The sequence below is a fragment of the Leisingera sp. JC11 genome, assembly GCF_040704725.1.
Taxonomy (GTDB): Bacteria; Pseudomonadota; Alphaproteobacteria; order Rhodobacterales; family Rhodobacteraceae; genus Leisingera.
Genome location: NZ_JBFCVS010000012.1, coordinates 26296 through 48271, shown reverse-complemented (window position 1 = coordinate 48271; position 21976 = coordinate 26296). Strand labels below are relative to the sequence as shown.

The following is a 21976-nucleotide window of genomic DNA, read 5'->3' as shown; positions in this document are numbered from 1 at the left end:
ACAAACACGGCCAATCATGCTTCGCAACCCGAAAGAGCGGCAAGACATGCAAAACCAGATACCTGTCACCTTGCTCACCGGCTTTTTGGGCGCGGGAAAAACGACGCTTTTGAACCGCCTGCTTCATGATCCCGCAGCAGGCCGTATCGCGGTTGTTGTGAATGAATTCGGCGATGCCGGCCTGGATCATGATCTGATCGAGGAAACCGCCGAAGATGTGGTTCTGATGGCGGCTGGGTGCATTTGCTGCTCGATCCGCGGTGATTTGTCGAGGACTCTGATGTCCTTGCTTGATCGCCGCACAAATGGGGAACTGGCGTTTGACCGCGTTGTGATCGAAACAACCGGACTGGCAGATCCGGGCCCAGTCCACCACACCTTGCTTATCGACAAGGATCTCGCGCCGAACTTCACTTTGGATGGCATCGTCACGGCCGTCGATTCCGTACTGGGAGATGACACGCTGAACCAGCACGCCGAGGCGCAGGCACAGGTTGCCATGGCCGACCGGATTGTTCTGACCAAGCGGGATCTGGCAAACCGGGCTGCCAAACGGGCACTGGCGCGGCGGCTTGACCGGCTGAATCCGGGCGCTCAGCGGATCGAAGCTGAGCATGGAGCCGTGCCCTCCGGGTCGCTGTTCGGGCTGAGCGCCATGCGGCAGGAGACATCACGCAGCCACGCCCTGGACTGGCTTGCCGCGTCCGCCGCCACCGCTCCCGTAGATCCTTTGGCGGGGCTTTCCGGATTTGCCCTGCCGCAGCCGGACCTGGTGCTGGAAATCGGCGCCCCTTCGCATCATGCCACCGACAGCAGGATCGTCACCGCATCGGTAACAATCGACACGCCGATCCCGGCCCGGGTTTTTGATTTCTGGCTGGATACGCTTATCGCATTGCGCGGTTCGGACATCCTGCGGCTGAAGGGCATTGTCCACATCGAGGATGTGCCGACGCCCTTTGTCTTTCACGGTGTCCAGCACATTTTCGAACCTCCTGTGCCCCTGAAAGACTGGCCGGAAGGCGACCATACCAGCCGCGTTGTCGTGATCGCCCGGGACTTCCCGCTGGAGGATCTGGAACAAAGCCTGGCCATGCTGCGCATGCGTCCAAAGGAAGGGAACGAGACGCAAGGGATAACCGTTCACACCCTGAGCGCGGAAGCTTTGTGACCCTGCGCTTGTTCCAACCCAATGCCTTGCGCCGATGAAACGCTGCAACCCATGGGGCGGGCCGGAGCAAACTCCGGCGCTGCCCGCACGACCCAGGAAGCAAACACCATGATCCATGTTCACTTGCCCGACGGGGCTGCCCGCGCGCTTACTGCTGGCGCAACTGCCGCCGACCTGGCCGCCGCGATCAGCCCCAGCCTGGCCAAACGCACCGTGGCGGCCTCTGTCGACGGGCATTTGGCCGATCTGTCGGCGCCTCTCCCCGATGGTGCTGCGGTGGAGCTTGTGACCCGCGATGATCCCCGTGCGCTGGAATTGATCCGCCATGACCTGGCTCATGTGCTGGCCGAAGCCGTGCAAAGGCTCTGGCCTGGAACCCGGACCGCTATCGGTCCTGCAATCGAACATGGCTTCTACTATGACTTCGAGCGTGAGACGCCCTTCACGCCCGAGGACCTTCCGGTGATCGAAGCCAAAATGCGCGAGATCATCGCAAGCCGCACGCCCTTCGTGTGCGAGACCTGGACCCGCGACCAAGCGCGCGCGCATTTCGAAGCCGCAGGCGAGAGCTACAAACTGGCGCTGCTTGCTGCGATCCCCGAAGGCGAACCGGTGACCATCTACCGGCAGGGTGATTGGCTGGATCTCTGCCGCGGCCCGCATATGCGCCACACAGGCGACGCGGGCGCGGCCTTCAAACTCACACGGGTTGCCGGGGCCTATTGGCGCGGCGATGCCAACAATCCGATGCTCAGCCGGATCTATGGCGTGGCCTTCGCCTCCAAGGCTGATCTGGATACGCATCTGACAATGATGGCCGAGGCTGAAAAGCGCGACCACCGGCGCCTGGGGCGCGAGATGGACCTGTTCCATTTCGAAGAGGTTGCGCCGGGTTCAATCTTCTGGCATCCGAACGGCTGGCGCCTGTTTCAGACCCTGATCGGCTACATGCGCGACCGTCAGGAGGCGGCGGGTTATGTCGAGGTGAACTCGCCCGACATCATGGACCGCGCGCTGTGGGAGACCTCGGGTCATTGGCAGAACTACCGCGCCAACATGTTCCTTGCGCAAACCGAGGATGACCGCGACTACGCGCTGAAGCCGATGAACTGCCCCGGCCATATGCTGATCTACGGGCAGGGCACCAAAAGCTACCGCGATCTGCCGCTGAAGCTCGCCGAATTCGGCAAGGTGCATCGTTATGAACCGTCCGGCGCGCTGCACGGGCTTCTGCGTGTGCGCAGCTTTACTCAGGATGATGCGCATATCTACTGCACACCTGAGCAGCTCACTGAGGAGTGCCTGAAGGTCAACGACCTGGTTCTGTCCATCTACCGCGATTTCGGCTTTGAGGATGTCCGCATCAAGCTGTCCACCCGGCCGGAAAACCGGATCGGCAGCGAGGAAAGCTGGGATCGTGCCGAAGATGCGTTGCGCAGGGCGCTGGACGCATCCGGGCACGAATACACGCTGTTCGAGGGCGAAGGCGCGTTTTACGGGCCCAAGCTGGAATATGTCCTGCGCGACGCCATCGGGCGGGACTGGCAATGCGGCACGCTGCAGGTAGATTTCAACCTGCCTGAGCGGTTCGGCTCTTCCTATGTCGCGGCCTCCGGCGAAAAGCTCCCGCCGGTTATGCTGCACCGAGCCTTGTTTGGGTCCCTGGAACGTTTCACCGGCATCCTGATTGAACACCACGCGGGCCATCTGCCGCTGTGGCTGGCGCCGGTGCAAGTGATCGCCGCAACCATCACCGGTGCCGCCTGTCCAGCCCCATTTCTATGTGCCAATTCGAAGTAGAGTTTCGGGGGCTGGCGGGCGCATGTTAAGTGCCTGATGCGGGCGGGTTTGATTGTATTGTCTGAGCCAGCAATTGATGACGACCTGGGCCTGTTTGGTTGTTGTGAACCATTCCGCATTGAGAACCTCGTGGCGGAGAGTGCCATTGAACCGCTCGTTGTACCCGTTCTCCCAAGGTGATCCCGGATAAATCCGGATCGGGTTCACGCCAACTTTCTCGAGCCAGCTCTGGGTCGCCTGAGACGCGAACTCCGGGCCGTTGTCGCTGCGGATGAACTCAGGCTTCCCGTGGCGAAGAAACAGGCTGTAGAGCACCTCCAGAACGTCTTCGGAACGCATCCGGGTTCGGACTGCCACCGCGAGCGCCTGGCGGGTGTATTCGTCCAGAACTGTCAGCATTTTGTAGCTTCGGCCATTGCTGAGCTTGTCGTGAACAAAGTCCACGCTCCAGACGTGATTAGGATGCTTCGGCCGGAGCCGGATGATTGAACTGTCTTTGTGGTAGAGGCGCCTCTTCCTCTTGTGCCGCCGCGGAAGCTGCAGCCCTTCTTCGCGCCAGAGGCGTTCAACCTTCTTGTGGTTCACCCACCAGCCCTCGATTCGCAGCAGCTCAGCTATCTTGCGGTAGCCATAGCGGCCATAGTTCTTGGCCAGACGGATCATGGCAAGCCGCAGACCGTCATCGTTTCTTTTCACCGGCTGATACTGCATGGAACTGCGCGCAAGGCCGACGGCCTGACAGGTCCGACGCTCCGATGTGGCGAGCTTCTGGCGCGTGTGAGTGACAGCCTGACGAAGCTGGCTCGTCGTCAGGCCTTCGGCTTTAGGTAACTCAGGCTTTCCTTGAGGATCAGCTTGTCCAGCTCAAGCTCTGCCACAATCTTCTTCAGCCGGGCATTCTCTTTCTCCAGGCTGCGCAGCTCCGACAGCTGAGACCTGCCCATGCCACCGAACCGGCGCCGCCAAGTGTAGTAGGTCGCATCGCTGACACCGACACCGCGGCAAGCACTGCGTACGTCGCTGCCATCCGTCAGCTTCAGTTCAATCTCACGCAAAAGCTTCAGGATGTCCTCGTCCGAATACCGTTTCCGAGCCATCTTCTATCCCCCTTCCTCGGCAAAAGTAGTGGCCCAGGTTTAGGGGGCAAAGACAACAGTAAGTTGAAAGTAAGGGCCTAGAACACGAACCAAAAACTCAAGGTTTATTCGAGTAATAGGATCAGAAACCTCTTCCCAGCAAGGGAAATAGGCAATTCCGTAGGTGGTAAGCCCCAAGAAGGAACATGCTCCAAATTCGCAAAAGGTAACTTGGTCAAACTCGGGGCTCACTATGCGTCAGAGATTTTGCAGAACTAACAAGCTCTTTTTCAATGCCTGCTTGATTCTTCGTTTTTCACCCCTCTGCGTTCTGTCAAGCGAAGCATTCTCTGCGATATTAATCATTTCCTTAATGAGCTTTAGAAGGTCGGAGGTTAACTCTGGAGACATGTCGTCACATTTATCTTCGATCAGATCGTAAATCAAAGTAGATGATCGCATCGGATGAATGAGAATTTCTGAATCCCTGTTGATAGCCGTTGAAGTAATTTCGATAGCTCTGAAAATTTCACCTTCATCCAGTCGCGCCTTCTTATTTGCTCCTTTTTTGAAATACAGCCTGGCGAATTGATCTTCGATTTGAATTAGCGAGTGATCTCTATTGTACTTCGCAGCTAAGCCTGCAGCACTTTCCAGGTACGATTCTGCTCTTGTGACATCACCAAGATCCAGCCTGGCCATCGCCCATTGAAGCCAAAATAGCTCCTTGGCTCGTATTGTCTTGTTCTTTGAGAGGCGCTGATAAACAGTATCAATAAGAGATTCTTGATTTTCGCTACTGGTGAAAAGTCGCGTCAAAAATCTGTATCTCATTAACTCCTTGAGGTTTTCGTAGGAATCAGTTCCATTCCTCCGATCTTGAGAAAGTGAAGCCGTTTCAGCAACGATACGGCAGTAACTATCAACTATCTTCTCTGCGTCAAAGTCGTAGTTGTTCAGAATATATCCAGCCAACTCGTGAGACGTCACTTCGTGCCATCTACGCTCACCCTCTGTAAGTGAGCGAAACCCAGAATTCTTGATCCTTGCCTCAATCTCACGCTCATTTAACCCCAACCACGACACAATGTGACTCCACTGCACATGCTGGTGGCAAAGAGCTCTAATTAGAACTGCTATGAGACCTTGCTCATAATCCTCACTATTCGCAACAAAAGCTCGAACAAGAGCATCAATCTTAGCGGAAATGCTCGACTGTTTAAATAATGCGAGTATCAAGGATCTATTTTCAGAAGAGCAATCCTTCTGAATGAATTCATCTCTCTTTGCAGCGTCAAGTTCTATTCTATCCCCCCAAAGCCCCCACCTTTCCAGCAGGGAGTTCCAAGACTTAACTTCTTCCAAGGTCATCTTGCTAATGTTTATTAGATAAGCGCGAGAATTGAATTCAGCAAACAATTTATCGCCTGCGTATTCATCGTTAGTTTCCGGGTCGGTAACGACTAGAACACATCTATCCCCTAGGCGAGGGGAGATAAACGAAATGATCTTCCTATATCTAGTAAAGCCATCAACAAGAAACATGGACTTTTTTCCACTTGCGATAATCGCCTCGATTTCCGCATAAACTTCTTGGACTTGGGTTGACACTTGGAAAACATCAAAGCCATGAAATTTAGTGGCATGACCAGCAAGTTGTTTCAAATAGCAGGTTTTTCCGTTTCCAACATCAGCTGCGATCAAAAACCTATTGTATCTACCAGCGGAGTACTCGTCAAAGACTCTGGCAATTGCTTTGCTTCGGTCAACGGAATACAGATCACTTGATTCCGCACCCTCTCTTTCGAGGGAAATGAGTTGGGAAAAATAGGCTGAAAAATCAAATTGCCCCGTTAAAAATAAATCATCGACATCAGATGCAACTACTTCTGGCGCGGGTGTGTCGGTAGCAACTCTCTTCAGAAAGCTGACATTCCTCGCGGGCTCGTCTTTTCTTGACTCTTTGTGTGTCACAATCTTATCAGCAAAACCCTCTGAGCCAATCTCAAAAACCGTTCCAAATTTCCTTAACCGCCGCAGGCTTAGTTGCGAAGCGTCTTTTCTAGCAATAATGCTTACTTTGCGCTGAATAGAGCGTATAGAGAAGAGTCTGGAGGCAATCTCAATATCTCTTAGCGAATAGCCAATAAAGACGACCTCACTAGCGGAATGGATGTCTGCAAAAAATCTAGTATAAATGGCTTCGTTATGCTTGGCAATCTCCAGGTAGTCAGTTTCAGAAAGTACAAACCCTTCCAGAGTTCTGGGTTTTGTGAGATCTGCTGCACGTCCGTGCAAATGATAAACAGGCGTTACTCCGGGAGTGATGTCCAGGTTTCTCGCTTGAGGAGAAAAATGCAGAAGACCTCCTTTTGAATTACCTCTCTCGAAAATATCATCATAATTCGTTGTGAAAACTGATCTCCAGGGCAAATCGCAGATTGCCTTTTGCGCCTCCGTCGGAATGCAACCCGTGAAATTGTTTATAAAAAATGATGTCATTGTATTGGAGTAATCCGCTCCTCCACCCGTTTCCTCCCTTACAATATCCGCAATGTCGGACAGGCTGGCATCTCCAATATCTTCAGTAAATCCGATCAAATCCGCCAGGATTTTTTTTGCATCTTCAGACGACGGCACTTTTTTCGGCTCTCCGTCTTCTGTTTGCGCCGGGAGTGTAGCTCCTAGAGAAAAACCCGCCCCCAAAAACACTATAGAAGACCCAGAAAGAACGTTTTCCATCACTTCAAAAATATTTTTTTCCATAATTCAATCCGTAAAGGTTTAAGTGAGAGTTGGGCTTCGGTCAGATCAGCTTGTCGGTGCTTCTCGTTACCCTAGGACACAAGGCCGATGAGTCGATGTCTTCTCAAGGCTGATTGCAATCGTTTTGAGTGTCAACTCGCTTCTGGAAGGGCTAGCATGAACGGTTTCACTGGATTGCATTCGTGACTTCAGCCGTCAGTTGAGTTCAACTTGCGAACTTCTTTGCTGCTCCCATGTCAAATACCCAGCACCTTACGTCGTTTCACATGGTTTTCTCGAATAGGAAGCCGGTTGAGGTGGCAAATGTGAACGTTTGAGGCCTATCTTTTCGGCTTGGGGAATGACCGGTTGGGGCTGTGACTGGCTTGCTGCGCCAGCGAAGGACCGTACCCAGAGCAATGACGGCTGAGGGCTCATTCGGTAGCTTTCGCTGCAGTTCTGAAGAGCGGCTGAAATTGTCGCAGGATGAACCCGCCGCCTTTTTTGTTGGGCCAGTGGGATTTGGACAAGCCAAACACCCCTGGCGGACAGGGTGAGGGCGCCGCCCTCCCCCTCGGGCAATCCTTTTAGACAGGGCCGTGTCCTCGGCTCCGCCTGCGGGCCGCACCAACCCTGTCGAATAGCATTGCCTCGCCCCCTCCCGCGTTCGCCACGTGGCAGATCAGCAGGAACAGGCGGCTTCGCCGACTGAACCTGCAAATCAGCCCTGATTTTCCGGAAGTAAGTCAGATCAACCGAAACAGGCCGCGCGAGCCGAAAACGGGAAGCGGGTCAGCAATCTGACAGAAAGGTCAGTTTTGCTTGGCATTCGACATTTGGGAAGTGGCGGACCGAGGAGGATTCGAACCCCCGACCCCTTGATTCGTAGTCAAGTACTCTATCCAGCTGAGCTATCGGTCCACTGCGGCGGGGTTTAATCATAGCATCGGGGAGTCGCAACCCCAAAAACAAAAATAGTGCCCCCCGCCTGTTACTTTCCTGCGCCGCCCCCCCAGCGGGGTCAGAGCGTGCCGTCGCCCTTGGGCAGGCAGATCTCGAACACGGTGCCTTCGGGGCCGGTTGCCTGCAGCTTCACCGTGCCGCCGTGTCCGCGGGCAAGCTCGCCGGCAATCGCCAGCCCCAGACCGGAGCCGCCTTTGCGGGCGCCGCCCTGGAACGGGGTGAACAGGTTGTCCTGCGCCTTCTTCGGCAGGCCCGGTCCGGTATCGGCCACGGTGATGTACCAGGCATCGTCCTCTTCGCGCGCGTCCACCGTGATCCGCCCGGGCCGGCCGGCGGCGGCAATCGCCTGGCGGGCGTTGCGCACCAGATTCAGGACGATGCGGAACAGCTGCTCCGGATCGGCGCGCAGCATCATCGGCTTGGGCACCGCGTTGACGATCTCAACATTGCCGCTGTCCGCCGCCAGCAGCTCGCTCTCGGCGATGTCAGCGGTGATTTCATGCAGGCAGACCACGCCGAATGTGGGCGACGGTTCTTCCGCCTTGCCGAACGCCAATGTGCCCTCGCACAGGGACACCGCGCGGGTGATCGAGTTCACCAGCTTCGGCGCCAGGCGGCGCACCAGCGGGTCCTCGCTCATCTCGATGCGGTCGGTGAACAGCTGCGCCGAGGTCAGGATGTTGCGCAGGTCGTGGCTCACCTTGGCCACCGCGCCGCCCAGCTGTGCCAGCCGCTCGCGCTGCTTCAGCGCCTGGGTCAGCTCTGTCTGCAGCTGCATCAGCGCCTCCTCCGCCTCGCGCAGCTCCACCACGCTGGAGCTGGGATGGATGATGCCGCGCGCATCCTCCGGCGCCGCCGCATAGCGCTGCATGTAGCCGACCACGCTCTTGATCGGTTTCACCAGCACGATCCGCACCGCCCCGAACAGCAGCACCGCGGTAATGATCGAGATCACCGCGGAGAGAATCAGGATCCGCACACCGTAGTCGATCATCGCCGTCCGCAGCGGTGCGGTTTCCATGGTGACCTCGATCAGCAGACCGGCCTCGCGCACCGGCGCGCCGATCACCCGGATGATCTCATTCTCCGGGCGGGCCAGCCGCAGCATCGCGTCGCGGATCAGGGTCAACGCGCCTGCCATGCGCAGATCATAGGTGGCGGTGATCTCCCGCGGGATCGGCGAGGCCAGCATCAGCTGGCGGATCTCGTCGCGGCGCAGCACCACGTTGTAGACGCCCGCGTTCTCCAAGAGCTCCGCTTCCAGCTCGGTCTCCAGCATGTCATCGGCCAAGAGCGCCAGCGACGCGATCTGCGCCCGCTCCAGCCGGTCGGCCAGGTAATCCTCGCGGAACCGCGCAATCGACGGCACAAAGATCAGCACCTCGGCCAGCATCACGAAGACCGTGGTCAGGATCAGAAATCGGCCCGAGAGCGTGTTGAGCATAAAGCGGCCTTCAGTTCATGAAATCCAGCGCTGAACAAAGCGCACTGCGCGTTTAACAAGGCTGCTTTCAAACAGCCGCGGAGAGAAATAGGCCCCTGCCGCCCGTTTGTTAATCTCGCTGATCGAGGGATAAGGTGCAACCATTGCCGCCACTTGGCTCATTTTCAGATTGTTGGCGATGGCCATCGACCACAGCCCGATCAGCTCGCCCGCCTGATGGCCTACAATGGTGGCGCCGACCGGGCGGCCCTTGACCACCATCACCTTGATAAAGCCCTTGGCCTTGCGCTCGGCAATGGCGCGGTCGTTGTGGCTGTAGTCGAACCGCGCCACCTCCAGCTTGACGCCATAGCGGTCGCGTGCCTGCATCTCGGTCAGCCCCACCTGCGCCAGTTCCGGGTCGGTATAGGTGGCCCAGGGGATATGGGCGGTCTTCGCCTTCGACGGCAGCCCGAACAGGGCGGAGCGGATGATGACGCTGGCGTGGTAACCCGCCACATGGGTGAACTGCAGCCCGCCCGCCACATCGCCGATGGCATAAACGCGCCGGTTGGCGGTCAGCAGGCTCTCATCCACCTTGATGCCGTTGCCTTGCGTGTCAATTCCCGCCGCAGCCAGGTTCAGCCGCTCCGTATTGGCCTTGCGCCCCACCGCCATCAGCAGGTGGCTGCCCATGAACCGGCTGCCATCCTTGGTCTCGACCTCGATCGCGCCCGCCTGCCCGGCGACGCGGGAGACCATGGCGCCCTCGGCAATCTCCACGCCTTCATTGCGCAAGGCGTCCAGCACCAGCGCCGCGGCCTCGGGATCGTCCTTGCCCAGCGCCTTGTAGCCCTCGATCACGGTGACCTTGCAGCCCAGCCGCACATGCGCCTGCGCCATCTCCATGCCGATCGGGCCGCCGCCGATGATCAGCAGATGCTCCGGCTTCTCGCGCAGGTCGAACAGCGTCTCGTTGGTCTCATACGGGACCTTGTCCAGCCCCGGGACCGGCGGCACCAAGGGCGCCGAACCGGTGGCAATCACCACCCGCCGCGCGGAGATGCGGTAGTCTCCGGCGGCCACCTCGGTTTCCGAGACGAAATGCCCGAACTCGCGGATCACCCGCACGCCCAGGCCCTCGAACCGCTCCTGGCTGTCCACCGGGGCGATGGTTTCGATGACCTGATGCACGTGATCCTTGGCCGCGGCGTAGTCCGGTTGCGCCGCCTGATCCGCCACGCCGAAATCCGCGGTATGCGACTGTCCATAGGCCGCCTTGGCGCTTGCCAGCAGCGCCTTGGAAGGAACACAGCCGTAATTCAGGCAGTCGCCGCCCATCTTGTGGCCTTCCAGCAGCACCACATCCGCGCCCATCTGGCTGGCCCCTGCCGCCACCGACAGCCCGCCGGAGCCCGCTCCGATCACCAGAAGATCGCATGTGATGCTGTTCATGTTCAGCTGTCCCTCTTCGCTTGGCCGCGCAGGTTGCCGCGCACCGCTTTCACGATGATCGGCATCGCCGCCAGCACGCACAGTCCCAGAATCGGCCCGATCACATGCGGCTCCCACAGCAGGCTCAGGTCGGGATCGCCGCCGCGGTCAAAGACAGAGCCGACCCCGACGCCGATCCAGGTAAAGACGATGGCGCCGGGGATGATCCCCGCCGCGGTGGTCCACAGGAAGTTGCGGAACTTCACCCCCACCAGCGCCGGCAGCAGGTTCGCCACGAAAAACGGCACCGCCGGCACCAGCCGCAAAAGCAAGAGCACCTCGATTTCGTTCTCCCGCAGCGCCTGTTTCAGCATCCGCACCCGGCCCTCGGCGGCCTCGATTCGCGCCGTCAGAACCGCCCCCAGCCCCATGCGCGCGGCCAGAAAGATGCCCGCCGCGCCGATGGTGGCTGAGACCACATTGAACGCGGTGCCCGCTGCCAGTCCGAACAGGAAGCCGCCGGTGACAGAGGCCACCGCCGCCCCGGGCAGCGAAAACACCACAATCACGATGTAAATCCCCATGAACAGCGCCACCAGGCCCGGGTAATTCTGGTCCCGGAACGCCATCAGCGCCTCGCGGTTGTCGCGCAGCGTGTCAAAGGTCAGGTAATCCTTCAGCACCACCGCCCCGATCAGCGCCACCGCCACCACCGCAACCAGCGGCAGATGCCGCGCAACACCCGGTTTGCCGCCGTCCTGTTGCCTGGCCTTGGATTCTGTTTCCGGTGTATCTGTCATGCCGCCCATCTGGTCCGTGTCTGTTCCGCTCTGTCTGTTGCTACGTGTTAAATGGCTCTTTCGCGAGGGCGGTTCCGCCCGCCTCACAGGCGCTTGATCGCAACTGCGGATTCCGTGAGCTTTATGGCAGAATCACCGCCCCCGTGTTACAGCCGCTCTGTCCGGACAGGCCGTCCGGGGGCAGTTTTCGGCAGAAATGTTGCATATTGCCCAGGGCTGCCATCATAGCTGGGTATGATTTTTCACCTCAAAAGGTGATTTCCCGCTCCGCAGGGTTTGACTTACCCGCCATTCCCTCCTAAAGACCGGGCTTCGAGATAGACCCCGGGCGGGCGATTCCGCGCACCCGAAGAAAAAATGTGGAGACCGGAGCGATGAAACGCACCTATCAGCCTTCGAACCTGGTTCGCAAACGCCGCCACGGCTTCCGTGCGCGCATGGCCACCAAGGCAGGCCGCAAGATCCTGAACGCTCGCCGCGCCCGCGGCCGCAAAGAACTGAGCGCATAAGCTCAGTTCCCGTTCTGACGGACATGACACCGCCGGAGGCCCCCAAGGACGGCAACGCTGCCCGCGGGGACACGCCTCCGGCGGTGTCCGTTTGCGCATCTGCTGCGCAAAAGCTTGAGGTCATGGCCAAGCGCCGTGATTTCCTCGCCTGCGCCCGCCCGCCTGCCCGCAAGCAGGGCACCAAGGCGATGATGGTGCAGGGCCGCAACCGCAAGGACGATGGCGGCATCCGCATCGGCTTCACCTGCTCCAAGAAAGTCGGCAACGCGGTGGCCCGCAACCGCGCCAAGCGTAGATTGCGCGAGGCCGCCCGGATGATTCTGCCAGCCCATGGCCGCCCCGGCTGGGACTACGTTCTGATCGGCCGCGCCGTGGAAACCGCCCAGCGCCCGTTCGAGGAGCTGAAGCGCGACCTGATCTACGCGCTGAAAAAGATCCACGGGCAGTAAGGCGGGCCAGCGCCTTCGGCGTGTTCCGGGCCTTGTCCATTGCTCAACAGCCGCCCTGCCCCTATCTATCCGCCATGACCCCGCTGGCCCATATCTTTGCCCTGCCTGTGCGCGCCTACCGGCTGCTGTTCTCGCCTTGGGTCGGCTTCAACTGCCGCTACCAGCCCACCTGCTCGGCTTATGCCTTGGAAGCGCTGGAGAAACACGGCGCCATCAAAGGCGCCTGGCTGACCGCACGGCGCATCGGCCGCTGCCATCCCCTGGGCGGCGACGGCTATGACCCGGTGCCGGGCTGCGACCCGTCCCATGACCACGCCAAAACCATCCGCAAAGACAGCGCGCAGGACCGCCCGGGCAGCTGAGCCCCGCTACTTCTTCTCGAAAAAGATCGTGACCTCCCCCAAGGTCACGCCAAAGCGGCTCATATAGGCCTTGTTCAGCAGGCGGCCGTCCTCCAGCAGCCACATCCAGTCATCAAAGGACACCCGCATGGTGCCGCCCCGCGGCACCGGCAGGTCGATAGTGTAGGCCCAATTGAAGGTGTCGCCGCGCTCCTCCCCGCGCGCGACCCCCTGCACGCCGTCTGCAGCGCCTTCCCAGGTGTCCTCGCCGGTCTTGGTCAGGGTCCAGATCCGCTGCTCGGTGGTGCCGTCGGAATAGCGGAAATCCTCCGTCAGGGTCAGCTTCTCACCATCCCATTCACCGGTGATATCCACCACAAACCGCCGCCGCACGGTGCCGAAGCGGTCCTCGAACTGCCCGTATGCCACTGTGCGCCCGTCGAAATACTCCTCGAGGTTCAGGCTCCTGCTGCTCAGCTTGCCGTCCGACAGACTGGGCCGCCCGCAGGCAGTCAGCGCCGAAAGCCCCGCCACCCCAGCCCCAAGTGCTGCCCAGCGCACCCAACGGCGCCGGGTTTCGGGTTTGTTTGCGGCCGTCATCACACGCCCCTTTCTCCGCGGTTTTCGCTTTGCATCTCGCATCAACTACGCAGCCGCCGCAGGTTTGGATGACTTTCCATGCGCGGTGCACGGCCCGGGCCGCCGCCGCACGCCTTTTTTCCTTGGCAAAACGCCCGTCCTCGGCTAGGGCGCGCCCATGCTTGATGATGATCTGGACGAAATCCATCCGCTGTTTGCCGGCGCCCCCGCGACCACCGAGTTCAAGAAGCTCCGCAAGCGCATCGTGCGCTATGCCCGCGAAGCGATCGAACAATACGGCATGGTCGAGCGCCGAGCGGACGGCAGCACGCCCAAGTGGCTGGTCTGCCTGTCGGGCGGCAAGGACAGCTATACCCTGCTGGCGGTTCTCTATGAACTGAAGTGGCGCGGCCTGCTGCCGGTGGATCTGCTGGCCTGCAACCTGGATCAGGGCCAGCCCGGCTTCCCGGCGACGGTGCTGCCGGAGTTCCTGGAAAAGATGGGTGTGCCGCACCGGATCGAATACCAGGACACCTATTCCATTGTGGTCGACAAGGTGCCGCAGGGGCGCACCTATTGCGCGCTGTGCTCGCGCCTGCGCCGCGGCAACCTCTACCGCATAGCCCGCGAGGAAGGCTGCTCGGCGGTGGTGCTGGGCCATCACCGCGACGACATCCTGGAAACCTTCTTCATGAACCTGTTCCACGGCGGCCGCCTGGCGACCATGCCGCCCAAGCTGGTGAACGAGGAAGGCGATCTGTTCGTGTTCCGCCCGCTGGCCCATGTGGCAGAGGCAGATTGCGAAAAGTTCGCGCGTTCCATGAATTACCCGATCATCCCCTGCGACCTTTGCGGCAGCCAGGACGGGCTGCAGCGCCAGCAGGTGAAACAGATCCTGGATCAGTGGGAATCAAATTCGCCCGGCCGCCGCCAGGTGATGTTCCGGGCGCTGATGAATGCGCGGCCTTCGCATCTTCTGGACCCGAAACTGTTCGATTTCGCGGGTCTTGAGCTGAACAATGCCGATTCCGCGGACGAAAATCCGGAAATTCCCCTGCTGCGTTAACTCCCGGGTTATATCAGCACCTTAGTCTCAGGGCCGAACGAACGGCTGCAGACGAAAGGTCTGGGAATGACAAATACGGGTTCAGGCTTTCTGGCACGCCTCCGGCGGACCCTTGCCCCCGCGCTTGCGGGGCCGCCAATGCTTGCTTTTCTGCCTGCCCTGACACTCGCCACTTTCTGGCTCGGCGGCGAAACCGCGCTGCTGGCCGTTGCCCTGGGCCTGCCGGTGCTGATCGCCGCGGCCGGCGGCTTCAGCAAACTGGGCGGCAGCGCCGTGCCGCGCGACGCCGTCACCGGCATGATGCTGCGCGACGGGTTTGAGCGGGAGGCCTCCCGGATCTTCGGCGAATGCAGCGAGGCCGGATTGCGCTCTGCCGTATTCGTGCTGGAGCTGGATGAGTACAAGGAACTGACAGACCGCCACGGCCAGGAAGCCGGCGACCGTGTCATGCAGCATTGCGGCGCGCAGATCGTGTCGGTGCTGCGCCAGAATGACACCATTGCCCGGATCGGCGACGGCCGCTTTGCCGTCTGCCTGGCGCCGACCCTGCAGCTGGACCTGGAGCTGTGCATTCAGCTGGCCGGACGAATGCAGGCCGCAACCGAGGAACCGGTGGCGCTGGACGGCACCACGCTTTACATGACCTCCTCGATCGGCTTCTGCCAGCAGGGCCGGGCGCCCGGCGGCTCCAGCGCTGAATGGTTCAGCGCCGCCACCGCCGCCCTGTCGGAGGCGCAAAGCAACGGCCCCGGCGGCATCCGCGCCTATTCCGCCGACATGCCGGGCCACGCCGGCACCCGCTCCAGCCTGCGCGACGAAGCCGCGGCGGCGCTGGAAAACGGCCAGATCCAGGCCTGGTTCCAGCCGCAGATCTGCACCGACACCGGCCGGGTCTCGGGGTTTGAGGCGCTGGCGCGCTGGCTGCACCCGGTGCAGGGGCTGATCCCGCCCTCCACCTTCCTGCCCGCGCTCGAGGAGGCCGGGCTGATGGACCGGCTCAGCCAGGTGATGCTCTATAACTCACTGGTCGCCGTCAGGGCCTGGGACGAAGCCGGGGTGAAGGTCCCCTGCGTCGGCGTCAACTTCGCCACCCAGGAACTGCGCAACCCGGGGCTGGCCGACCGCGTCAAATGGGAGCTGGAGCGTTTCGGCCTGCCAGCGGACCGCCTGTGCGTGGAAATCCTGGAAACCGTGATGACCGACCAGCCCGACGACGTGGTCACCCGCAACATCCTCGCCCTCAGCGAGCTGGGCTGCCCGATCGACCTGGATGACTTCGGCACCGGCCACGCCTCGATCTCTGCCGTGCGCCGCTTCAGCATCTCCCGCATCAAGATCGACCGCTCCTTCGTGATGAAGGCGGACCAGGACCCGGAACAGCAGAAACTGATCTCCGCCATCCTGACCATGGCCGAGCGGCTGGAGCTCGACACCCTGGCCGAAGGGGTGGAAACCGCGGGCGAGCACGCGCTGCTGGCGCAGCTGGGCTGCGGCCATGTGCAGGGCTTCGGCATCGGCCGACCGATGCCGTTCGACCAGACGCTGGACTGGATCGCCGCCCATGAGGCCAAGCTGCAGGATGCCCCGGTGATCGGCCGCCAGACGCCCTGAACGCTCAATTCCTTTGATTTTCTGCCGCACCGGGACCGCATGACGCCCCGGTGCGCCGCGATTCTGCTTGACCTTTGCGGCCCACCTCTGTTGAACCCCACGTGTCCTTCCCTACACGAGGTGGCAGTCCCCAATGGACGATCAGAACAAAAATCTTATTCTCGCAACCGTACTCAGCTTTCTGGTGATCCTCGGGTGGTATACTTTCTTCCCGCCGCCGGAACCGGAACAAGCGCCGGAAACCGCGGTCACTGAAACCGCCCCGGCGGGCGACACCGCCGCAGCGCCCAGCGCCGCTGGCGCTGATGCCGTGGCCGAGGCCGCCCCGGAAGACGCCGCCGCCCCGGATGCGCCGCGCGTCGCCATCGACACGCCCCGCGTCACCGGCAGCATCTCGCTGCAGGGCGGCCGGATCGACGACTTGTCGCTGAAGGACTACCGCGAGACGCTGGATGAAGGCTCCCCGATCGTCAAACTGCTGAAACCGGTGGGCGAGGCCGGCGCCTATTACGCGCTCTACGGCTGGGCACCGGGTGCGGGCCTAACCCTGAACGACGTGCCGGGCGCCAACACCATCTGGTCTGCCCCGGACGGCGCCACCCTGTCCCCCGACAGCCCGGTCACCCTGACCTGGGACAACGGCAAGGGCCTGACCTTTTCCCGCACCATCGCGGTGGATGAGGATTACATGTTCTCGGTCACCCAGTCGGTTGCCAATGCCTCCGGCGGCACCGTGTCGCTGGCGCCCTACGGCACCCTGGCCCGCCACGGCCAGCCCGAGGGCCTGAAGAACTTCTTCATCCTGCACGAAGGCCTGGTCGGCATGACCGACGGCGAGCTGGCCGAGACCGACTATGACGACATGGCCGACTTCGACCCGGACCCGCGCGACGGCTCCAAGTCCAGCGTCAAGCAGGTCGAAGCCAACGGCTGGATCGGCTTCACTGATCACTACTGGATGTCCACCCTGGTGCCCGCACCGGGCCAGGGCTTCCGCTCGATCGCCAAGTTCGACGAGCGCCGCGAGATCTACCAGACCGACATCGTGCTGCCGACTGTCACCGTGGCAGAGGGCCAGTCCTCCGAGGTGACCACCCAGCTGTTTGCCGGCGCCAAGGAATGGGAAGCCATCCGCGGCTACGAGAAGGCAGGCATCGAGGGCTTCCTGGACGTGATCGACTGGGGCTGGTTCTTCTTCCTGACCAAGCCGATGTTCTGGCTGCTGCACAACCTCAATGTCCTGATCGGCAACATGGGCTGGGCGATCATCGGCCTGACCGTGGTGATCAAGATCCTGGTGTTCCCGCTGGCCTATAAATCCTACGCCTCGATGGCGAAGATGAAAGAGCTTCAGCCGGAGATGGAGAAGCTCAAGGAGCGCGCCGGCGACGACCGCCAGAAGATGCAGAAGGAGATGATGGAGCTCTACAAGAAGGAGAAGGTGAACCCCGCCGCGGGCTGTCTGCCGATCCTGATCCAGATCCCGATCTTCTTCTCGCTCTACAAGGTGATCTTCGTCACCCTGGAACTGCGCCACGCCCCGTTCTTCGGCCCGTTCCAGGACCTCAGCGCGCCGGATCCGACCTCGATCATGAACCTCTTTGGCCTGCTGCCCTTTGCGGCTCCGGCGCCGGAGAGCATCCTGGCCCTGGTCTTCATCGGCATCCTGCCGATCCTGCTCGGCGTCTCGATGTGGCTGCAGCAGAAGCTGAACCCGGCGCCCACCGACCCGACCCAGCAGATGATCTTTGCCTGGATGCCCTGGGTGTTCATGTTCATGCTCGGCGGCTTCGCCTCCGGCCTGGTGGTCTACTGGATTGCCAACAACACGATCACCTTCACCCAGCAGTATCTGATCATGCGCAGCCACGGCTATACGCCGGACGTGTTCGGCAACATCAAGTCGAGCTTCAAGAAGAAGCCGAAGGCTGAGAAGGAATGACCGCACAGGTCACGGAAATCTGGCGCCACCCGCTCAAATCCCATGGGCGGGAGGCACTGGAAAGCGTCACCATGATCGCCGGGCAGACCATGCCCGGCGACCGCGTTTGGGCGGTTGCAAACGCGCAGTCCAAGGCCGACGGCAGCAAGTGGGTGGTCTGCGGCAACTTCTCCCGCGGGTCGCAGTCCCCTGCCCTGATGGCAATCGACGCGCGGCTGGACGACGCCACCGGGCTTCTCACGCTTACCCACCCGCAACGGCCCGATATCACGTTTGCCCCCGAAGACCCGGCGGACCTGCAACGCTTTCTCGATTGGGAAAAGCCGCTGCTGCCCAGCACCGCCCGCGCCTCAGCCCGCATCGTCCGGGTTCCGGGCCGTGGCATGACCGATACCGACTACCCCTCAATCACCCTGTGCAACCGGGCCTCCCACCGCGCGGTGGAGCAGGCCATCGGCCACGGCCTCTCCCCCCTGCGCTGGCGCGGCAACATCTGGTTCGATCTGGGGGAGGCCTGGGCCGAAAATGAATGGATCGGCCGCGAGGTGCAGATCGGCGCGGCCGTCTTTGCGGTGCGCGAGCGGGTGGTGCGCTGCCAGGCGACCACCGCCAATCCCGAAACCGGCGAACGCGACGCCGATACGCTCAAGACCCTCAAGGACAATTGGGGCCATCAGGATTTCTCGGTCTATGCCGAGGTGGTGCGCGGCGGCGAGATCCGCCTGGGCGACGCGGTAAAGGTGCTGTGATGCAGATGCAATTTTCCCTGGCCGAAGCGCCGGACGACATTTCCGCCGAGAAGGGCCGCAAGCTGTTTGCGGGCGAGACCGAATTCCTGAAAGGCGTGGTGGCGATGAACGGCCTGCCCGATGCCGACCGGGTGGAGGTCTGCTTTGCCGGCCGCTCCAACGTCGGCAAGTCGAGCCTGATCAACGCGCTGACCGGCACCAAGGGCATCGCCCGCGCCTCCAACACGCCGGGCCGCACGCAGGAGATCAACTTCTTCACCCAAGGGCCCGAGCTTTATCTGGTCGACCTGCCCGGCTACGGCTATGCCAACGCGCCACTGAAGGTGGTGGAGCAATGGCAGAAACTGCTGAAACGCTACTTGTCAGGCCGCCAGAACCTGCGCCGCGCCTTTGTGCTGATCGACAGCCGCCATGGCGTGAAGGCGGTGGATGACGAGATCATGAAGCTCTTGGACAGCTCCGCCGTCACCTTCCAATGCGTGATGACCAAGGCCGACAAGGTCAAGGAAAAGGACCGCGCCAAGGTTCTGGAACAAGTGAAGGGCGCGCTGGCGAAACACCCCGCAGCCTACCCCGAGATCGTGCTGACCTCGTCTGAGAAGGGCGACGGCATCTCCACCCTGCGCTCGATCATCGCCGGTCTGTAAAAGACGTGCTCAGCCGCCTGCCCTCCCTGCTGGTTGTGATCGCCCTGGCCGTGGCCGGGCTGATCCCGTCCGGCTGGATGCCGGCATCGGCGCAGGACGGCAAGGTGCTGCTGGTGATCTGTACCGGCCACGGGCCGGTGGAAACCTGGGTCGATCTGGACAGCGGCGAACCCCACGCACCTGCCGAGCAGATGGAGGATCGCAGCTGTCCGTTTGCGGCCCTTGGCGCGGTGGCGTTGCTGCCGGACAGCCTGATTGACCTGAACCTAAATGCGTCTCTCGGCGACCGCTGGTCGCGCGAGGCCTTCACCCATCACACCGCCGGTTTCCACTGGCGCTATGATGCCCGCGGCCCGCCCGCGCTCTCCTGATTTTCTGAACACTTCTGACTTTTCCCCCGGCGCCCCGCGCGACCGGCCCCGTTCCGATATGGAGAGAACAATGGCAACCAGCCAACCGCAATCCGCGGACCAATCGCGTCCGCTGTCCCAAAAATTCTACGCCGCCGTCTGGCGCTGGCATTTCTATGCCGGCCTGTTTGTGATCCCCTTCCTGATCATGCTGGCCGTCACCGGCCTGATGATGATGTTCATCACCCAATTCGACGGGCGCGACGGTGAGAAAATCACCGTCACCCAAGGCGCCGCCGAGCTGAGCCTGCCTGAGCAGGAGGCCGCCGTTCTGGCCGCCCAGCCCGGCACCATCGCCGAATGGATCGGCCCCAAGGCCCCCGATCTGGCCGCTGTGTTCCGGGTGAAGACAGATGACGGCCAGCGCCTGGTGGCGCTGGATCAATACACCGGCGAGGTGATCGAAATCTGGGACCGCCGTGCTGGCTGGTACGACTTTGCCGACAACATCCACTCCACCCTGCTGATCGGCGACACCGGCGACCGGCTGATCGAGATCGCCGCAGGCCTTGGCATCGTGCTGGTGCTGACCGGGCTTTACCTGTGGTGGCCGCGCGGCAATTCCCTCAGCGCCTTTGTCCCCAATGTCCGCGCACGCGGCCGCGCGCTGTGGAAGAACCTGCACGCCGTAACCGGCTTCTGGATGTCAGCCCTGCTGGTCATCTTCCTGATCTCCGGCCTGTCGTGGACCGGCATCTGGGGCGGCCAGATGATGCAGGCCTGGAGCACCTTCCCCGCCGCGAAATGGGACAACGTGCCTCTGTCTGACGACATCCACGCCAGCATGAATCACGGCTCCACCAACGATGTGCCTTGGGCGCTGGAACAGACACCGATGCCCGCCTCCGGCTCTGACGCAGGCATCACCGGCGTCGCCGAAGGCGCGCCCGTGGATGCGGCCAGCCTCATCGCGCTCGGCCGTGCACTGGGGATGGAGGGCCGCTTCCGCCTCGCCTACCCCGGCGGCGAAACAGGCGTCTGGACCCTCAACCGCGACAGCATGAGCGGCGACGGCGACAGCCCCTTCATCGACCGCACCGTGCATGTGGACCAATACAGCGGCAGGATCCTGGCCGACGTGAAATACGAGGACTACTCCTGGGCCGGTAAGGCGATGGCCGTCAGCATCCCCTTCCACATGGGGCTGATGGGCACCTGGAGCTTCATCCTGAACGTGGTGTTCTGCCTCGCGGTGATCTTTGTCTGCATCTCCGGCCTGGTGATGTGGGTCAAGCGCCGCCCCGCCGGCGCCGCCCGCCTGGCCGCGCCGCCGGAACCGGCAGAGATGCCGTTCTGGAAAGGCGCCGCGCTGATCGCCGTTCTGGTGTCACTGGCCTTCCCGCTGACAGGCCTGGCGCTGCTGGCCGCGCTGGCCTTTGACGTGCTACTGCTCGGCAACCTGCCGGTGCTGAAACGCGCGGTGAGCTGAAACTATCAAGACGCTGTCCGGCCTCGCGGCCGGACAGACCAAAGGGGTCAAACGTGCTGCGCGCCGTTCACCTCAATCTCGGCGCCGGAGATATAGGAGCTGCCCTCCGAGCACAGGAAATAGATGGCTGAGGCCACCTCCTCCGGCTGGCCCAGCCGCTGCATCGGCAGCTTCTCGACAATCTTCTCGGTGCCGGGCGACAGGATCGAGGTTTCCACCTCCCCCGGCGCAATCGCATTCACCCGCACCCCCATCGGCCCGAAGTCATGCGCCATCTCCCGCGTCAAGGCCGCCAGCGCCGCCTTGGAGGTGGCATAGGCCGCCCCGGCAAAGGGATGCACCCGGCTGCCCGCAATCGAGGTCACATTGACCACCGAGCCCTTGGCTGCTGCCAGCTCCTCCTTCAGCCCGCGCGCCAGCACCACCGAAGCAAAGAAGTTCACGTGAAACACCTTGCCCCAGTCCATCAGGTCGGTGTTGAGCGTGCTGAGCCGCTCCCCCTCCGGACCCTTGGGCGAAATGCCTGCGTTGTTGATCAGGGCGTCCAGCCGCCCGTCCAGCATCTCCTGGATCCGGCCCACCGCGTTGATCGTGTCCGACGGGTCCGACAGGTCCAGCTGCACATGGTTTTCCTGGCCGCCGCCCCAGGGGCATTCCTGCGGGAACGGCTGCCGCGAGCAGGTGATCACCCGCCAGCCCTCGGCATTGAAACGGCGCACGGTGGCATGGCCGATGCCGCGGCTGGCACCGGTGAGCAGCAGGGTTTTCTGGCGCATGGCGCAGCTCCGTGTAAGGTGGTATCCGGGCTGCAGCCTAGCACCCGCACGGGCCG

General features: G+C 61.5%; 18 protein-coding genes, 1 tRNA gene and 1 pseudogene. 12 read left to right on the top strand and 8 right to left on the bottom strand.

Going from position 1 to position 21976, the window contains the following annotated elements:
* Positions 1-16: 16 nt before the first annotated feature.
* On the top strand, positions 17-1171 hold the full coding sequence (locus AB1A62_RS14430) for a GTP-binding protein (protein ID WP_366662152.1): 1155 nt from the start codon (positions 17-19) through the stop codon (positions 1169-1171).
* A 108-nt stretch (positions 1172-1279) separates the two neighbouring features.
* A complete protein-coding gene (gene thrS, locus AB1A62_RS14425) occupies positions 1280-2971 on the top strand; it encodes a threonine--tRNA ligase (protein ID WP_366662151.1) in 1692 nt (563 codons plus the stop codon).
* On the opposite strand, the pseudogene AB1A62_RS14420 reads toward thrS, so the two are convergent.
* From AB1A62_RS14420 to AB1A62_RS14395, 6 genes and pseudogenes are all read right to left on the bottom strand, one after another.
* Positions 2951-4068: pseudogene (locus AB1A62_RS14420) on the bottom strand (IS3 family transposase). The gene thrS and the pseudogene AB1A62_RS14420 overlap by 21 nt on opposite strands.
* 237 nt (positions 4069-4305) lie before the next feature.
* Entirely contained in the window at positions 4306-6813 is a 2508-nt protein-coding gene (locus AB1A62_RS14415; protein ID WP_366662150.1) for an SIR2 family protein, read from the bottom strand.
* Between the two features lie 823 nt (positions 6814-7636).
* Positions 7637-7713 (bottom strand) — tRNA-Arg (locus tag AB1A62_RS14410).
* Positions 7714-7813: 100 nt separating this feature from the next.
* Positions 7814-9199 (bottom strand): HAMP domain-containing sensor histidine kinase, encoded by a 1386-nt coding sequence (locus AB1A62_RS14405; protein WP_366662149.1) that lies wholly within the window; start codon positions 9197-9199, stop codon positions 7814-7816.
* Positions 9200-9214: 15 nt separating this feature from the next.
* Positions 9215-10633, bottom strand: a complete 1419-nt coding sequence (locus tag AB1A62_RS14400) for an FAD-dependent oxidoreductase (protein ID WP_366662148.1) — start codon at positions 10631-10633, stop codon at positions 9215-9217.
* Positions 10634-10635: 2 nt separating this feature from the next.
* Positions 10636-11412: a TVP38/TMEM64 family protein gene (locus AB1A62_RS14395; RefSeq protein WP_366662147.1), complete on the bottom strand. Its 777-nt coding sequence runs from the start codon at positions 11410-11412 to the stop codon at positions 10636-10638.
* Between the two features lie 374 nt (positions 11413-11786).
* Here AB1A62_RS14395 and rpmH point away from each other — a divergent pair, with 374 nt between their 5' ends.
* The 3 genes from rpmH to yidD all read left to right on the top strand — a co-directional run bounded on the left by rpmH (position 11787) and on the right by yidD (position 12732).
* Positions 11787-11921, top strand: coding sequence for a 50S ribosomal protein L34 (gene rpmH, locus AB1A62_RS14390; protein WP_008554144.1), 135 nt, complete (start codon positions 11787-11789; stop codon positions 11919-11921).
* Positions 11922-11944: 23 nt separating this feature from the next.
* Positions 11945-12370 (top strand): ribonuclease P protein component, encoded by a 426-nt coding sequence (rnpA, locus tag AB1A62_RS14385; protein WP_366662146.1) that lies wholly within the window; start codon positions 11945-11947, stop codon positions 12368-12370.
* 74 nt (positions 12371-12444) lie between these two features.
* Positions 12445-12732, top strand: coding sequence for a membrane protein insertion efficiency factor YidD (gene yidD / locus AB1A62_RS14380; RefSeq protein WP_366662145.1), 288 nt, complete (start codon positions 12445-12447; stop codon positions 12730-12732).
* A 6-nt stretch (positions 12733-12738) separates the two neighbouring features.
* Here the strand turns inward: yidD and AB1A62_RS14375 are convergent, their stop codons facing one another.
* Complete coding sequence (locus tag AB1A62_RS14375; protein ID WP_366662144.1) at positions 12739-13311, bottom strand: DUF3833 domain-containing protein; 573 nt, start codon at positions 13309-13311, stop codon at positions 12739-12741.
* 157 nt (positions 13312-13468) lie between these two features.
* Between AB1A62_RS14375 and ttcA the strand changes: the two genes are divergently transcribed.
* The 7 genes from ttcA to AB1A62_RS14340 all read left to right on the top strand — a co-directional run bounded on the left by ttcA (position 13469) and on the right by AB1A62_RS14340 (position 21144).
* Entirely contained in the window at positions 13469-14356 is an 888-nt protein-coding gene (gene ttcA / locus AB1A62_RS14370) for a tRNA 2-thiocytidine(32) synthetase TtcA (RefSeq protein ID WP_366662143.1), read from the top strand.
* Positions 14357-14422: 66 nt separating this feature from the next.
* Entirely contained in the window at positions 14423-15967 is a 1545-nt protein-coding gene (locus tag AB1A62_RS14365) for a bifunctional diguanylate cyclase/phosphodiesterase (RefSeq protein ID WP_366662142.1), read from the top strand.
* A gap of 133 nt (positions 15968-16100) precedes the next feature.
* Positions 16101-17909, top strand: coding sequence for a membrane protein insertase YidC (gene yidC, locus AB1A62_RS14360; RefSeq protein ID WP_366662141.1), 1809 nt, complete (start codon positions 16101-16103; stop codon positions 17907-17909).
* The gene (locus AB1A62_RS14355; RefSeq protein WP_366662140.1) at positions 17906-18658 is read left to right on the top strand and encodes an MOSC N-terminal beta barrel domain-containing protein; all 753 of its coding nucleotides are present in this window, start codon (positions 17906-17908) and stop codon (positions 18656-18658) included. The genes yidC and AB1A62_RS14355 overlap by 4 nt, the downstream gene beginning before the upstream one ends.
* Positions 18658-19305: a ribosome biogenesis GTP-binding protein YihA/YsxC gene (gene yihA, locus AB1A62_RS14350; protein WP_366662139.1), complete on the top strand. Its 648-nt coding sequence runs from the start codon at positions 18658-18660 to the stop codon at positions 19303-19305. The genes AB1A62_RS14355 and yihA overlap by 1 nt, the downstream gene beginning before the upstream one ends.
* 5 nt (positions 19306-19310) lie before the next feature.
* Positions 19311-19676, top strand: a complete 366-nt coding sequence (locus tag AB1A62_RS14345) for a DUF2946 family protein (RefSeq protein WP_366662138.1) — start codon at positions 19311-19313, stop codon at positions 19674-19676.
* 70 nt (positions 19677-19746) lie between these two features.
* Positions 19747-21144, top strand: a complete 1398-nt coding sequence (locus AB1A62_RS14340; protein ID WP_366662137.1) for a PepSY domain-containing protein — start codon at positions 19747-19749, stop codon at positions 21142-21144.
* Between the two features lie 47 nt (positions 21145-21191).
* On the opposite strand, the gene AB1A62_RS14335 is transcribed toward AB1A62_RS14340, so the two are convergent.
* A complete protein-coding gene (locus tag AB1A62_RS14335; protein WP_366662136.1) occupies positions 21192-21920 on the bottom strand; it encodes an SDR family oxidoreductase in 729 nt (242 codons plus the stop codon).
* Positions 21921-21976 lie beyond the last annotated feature (56 nt).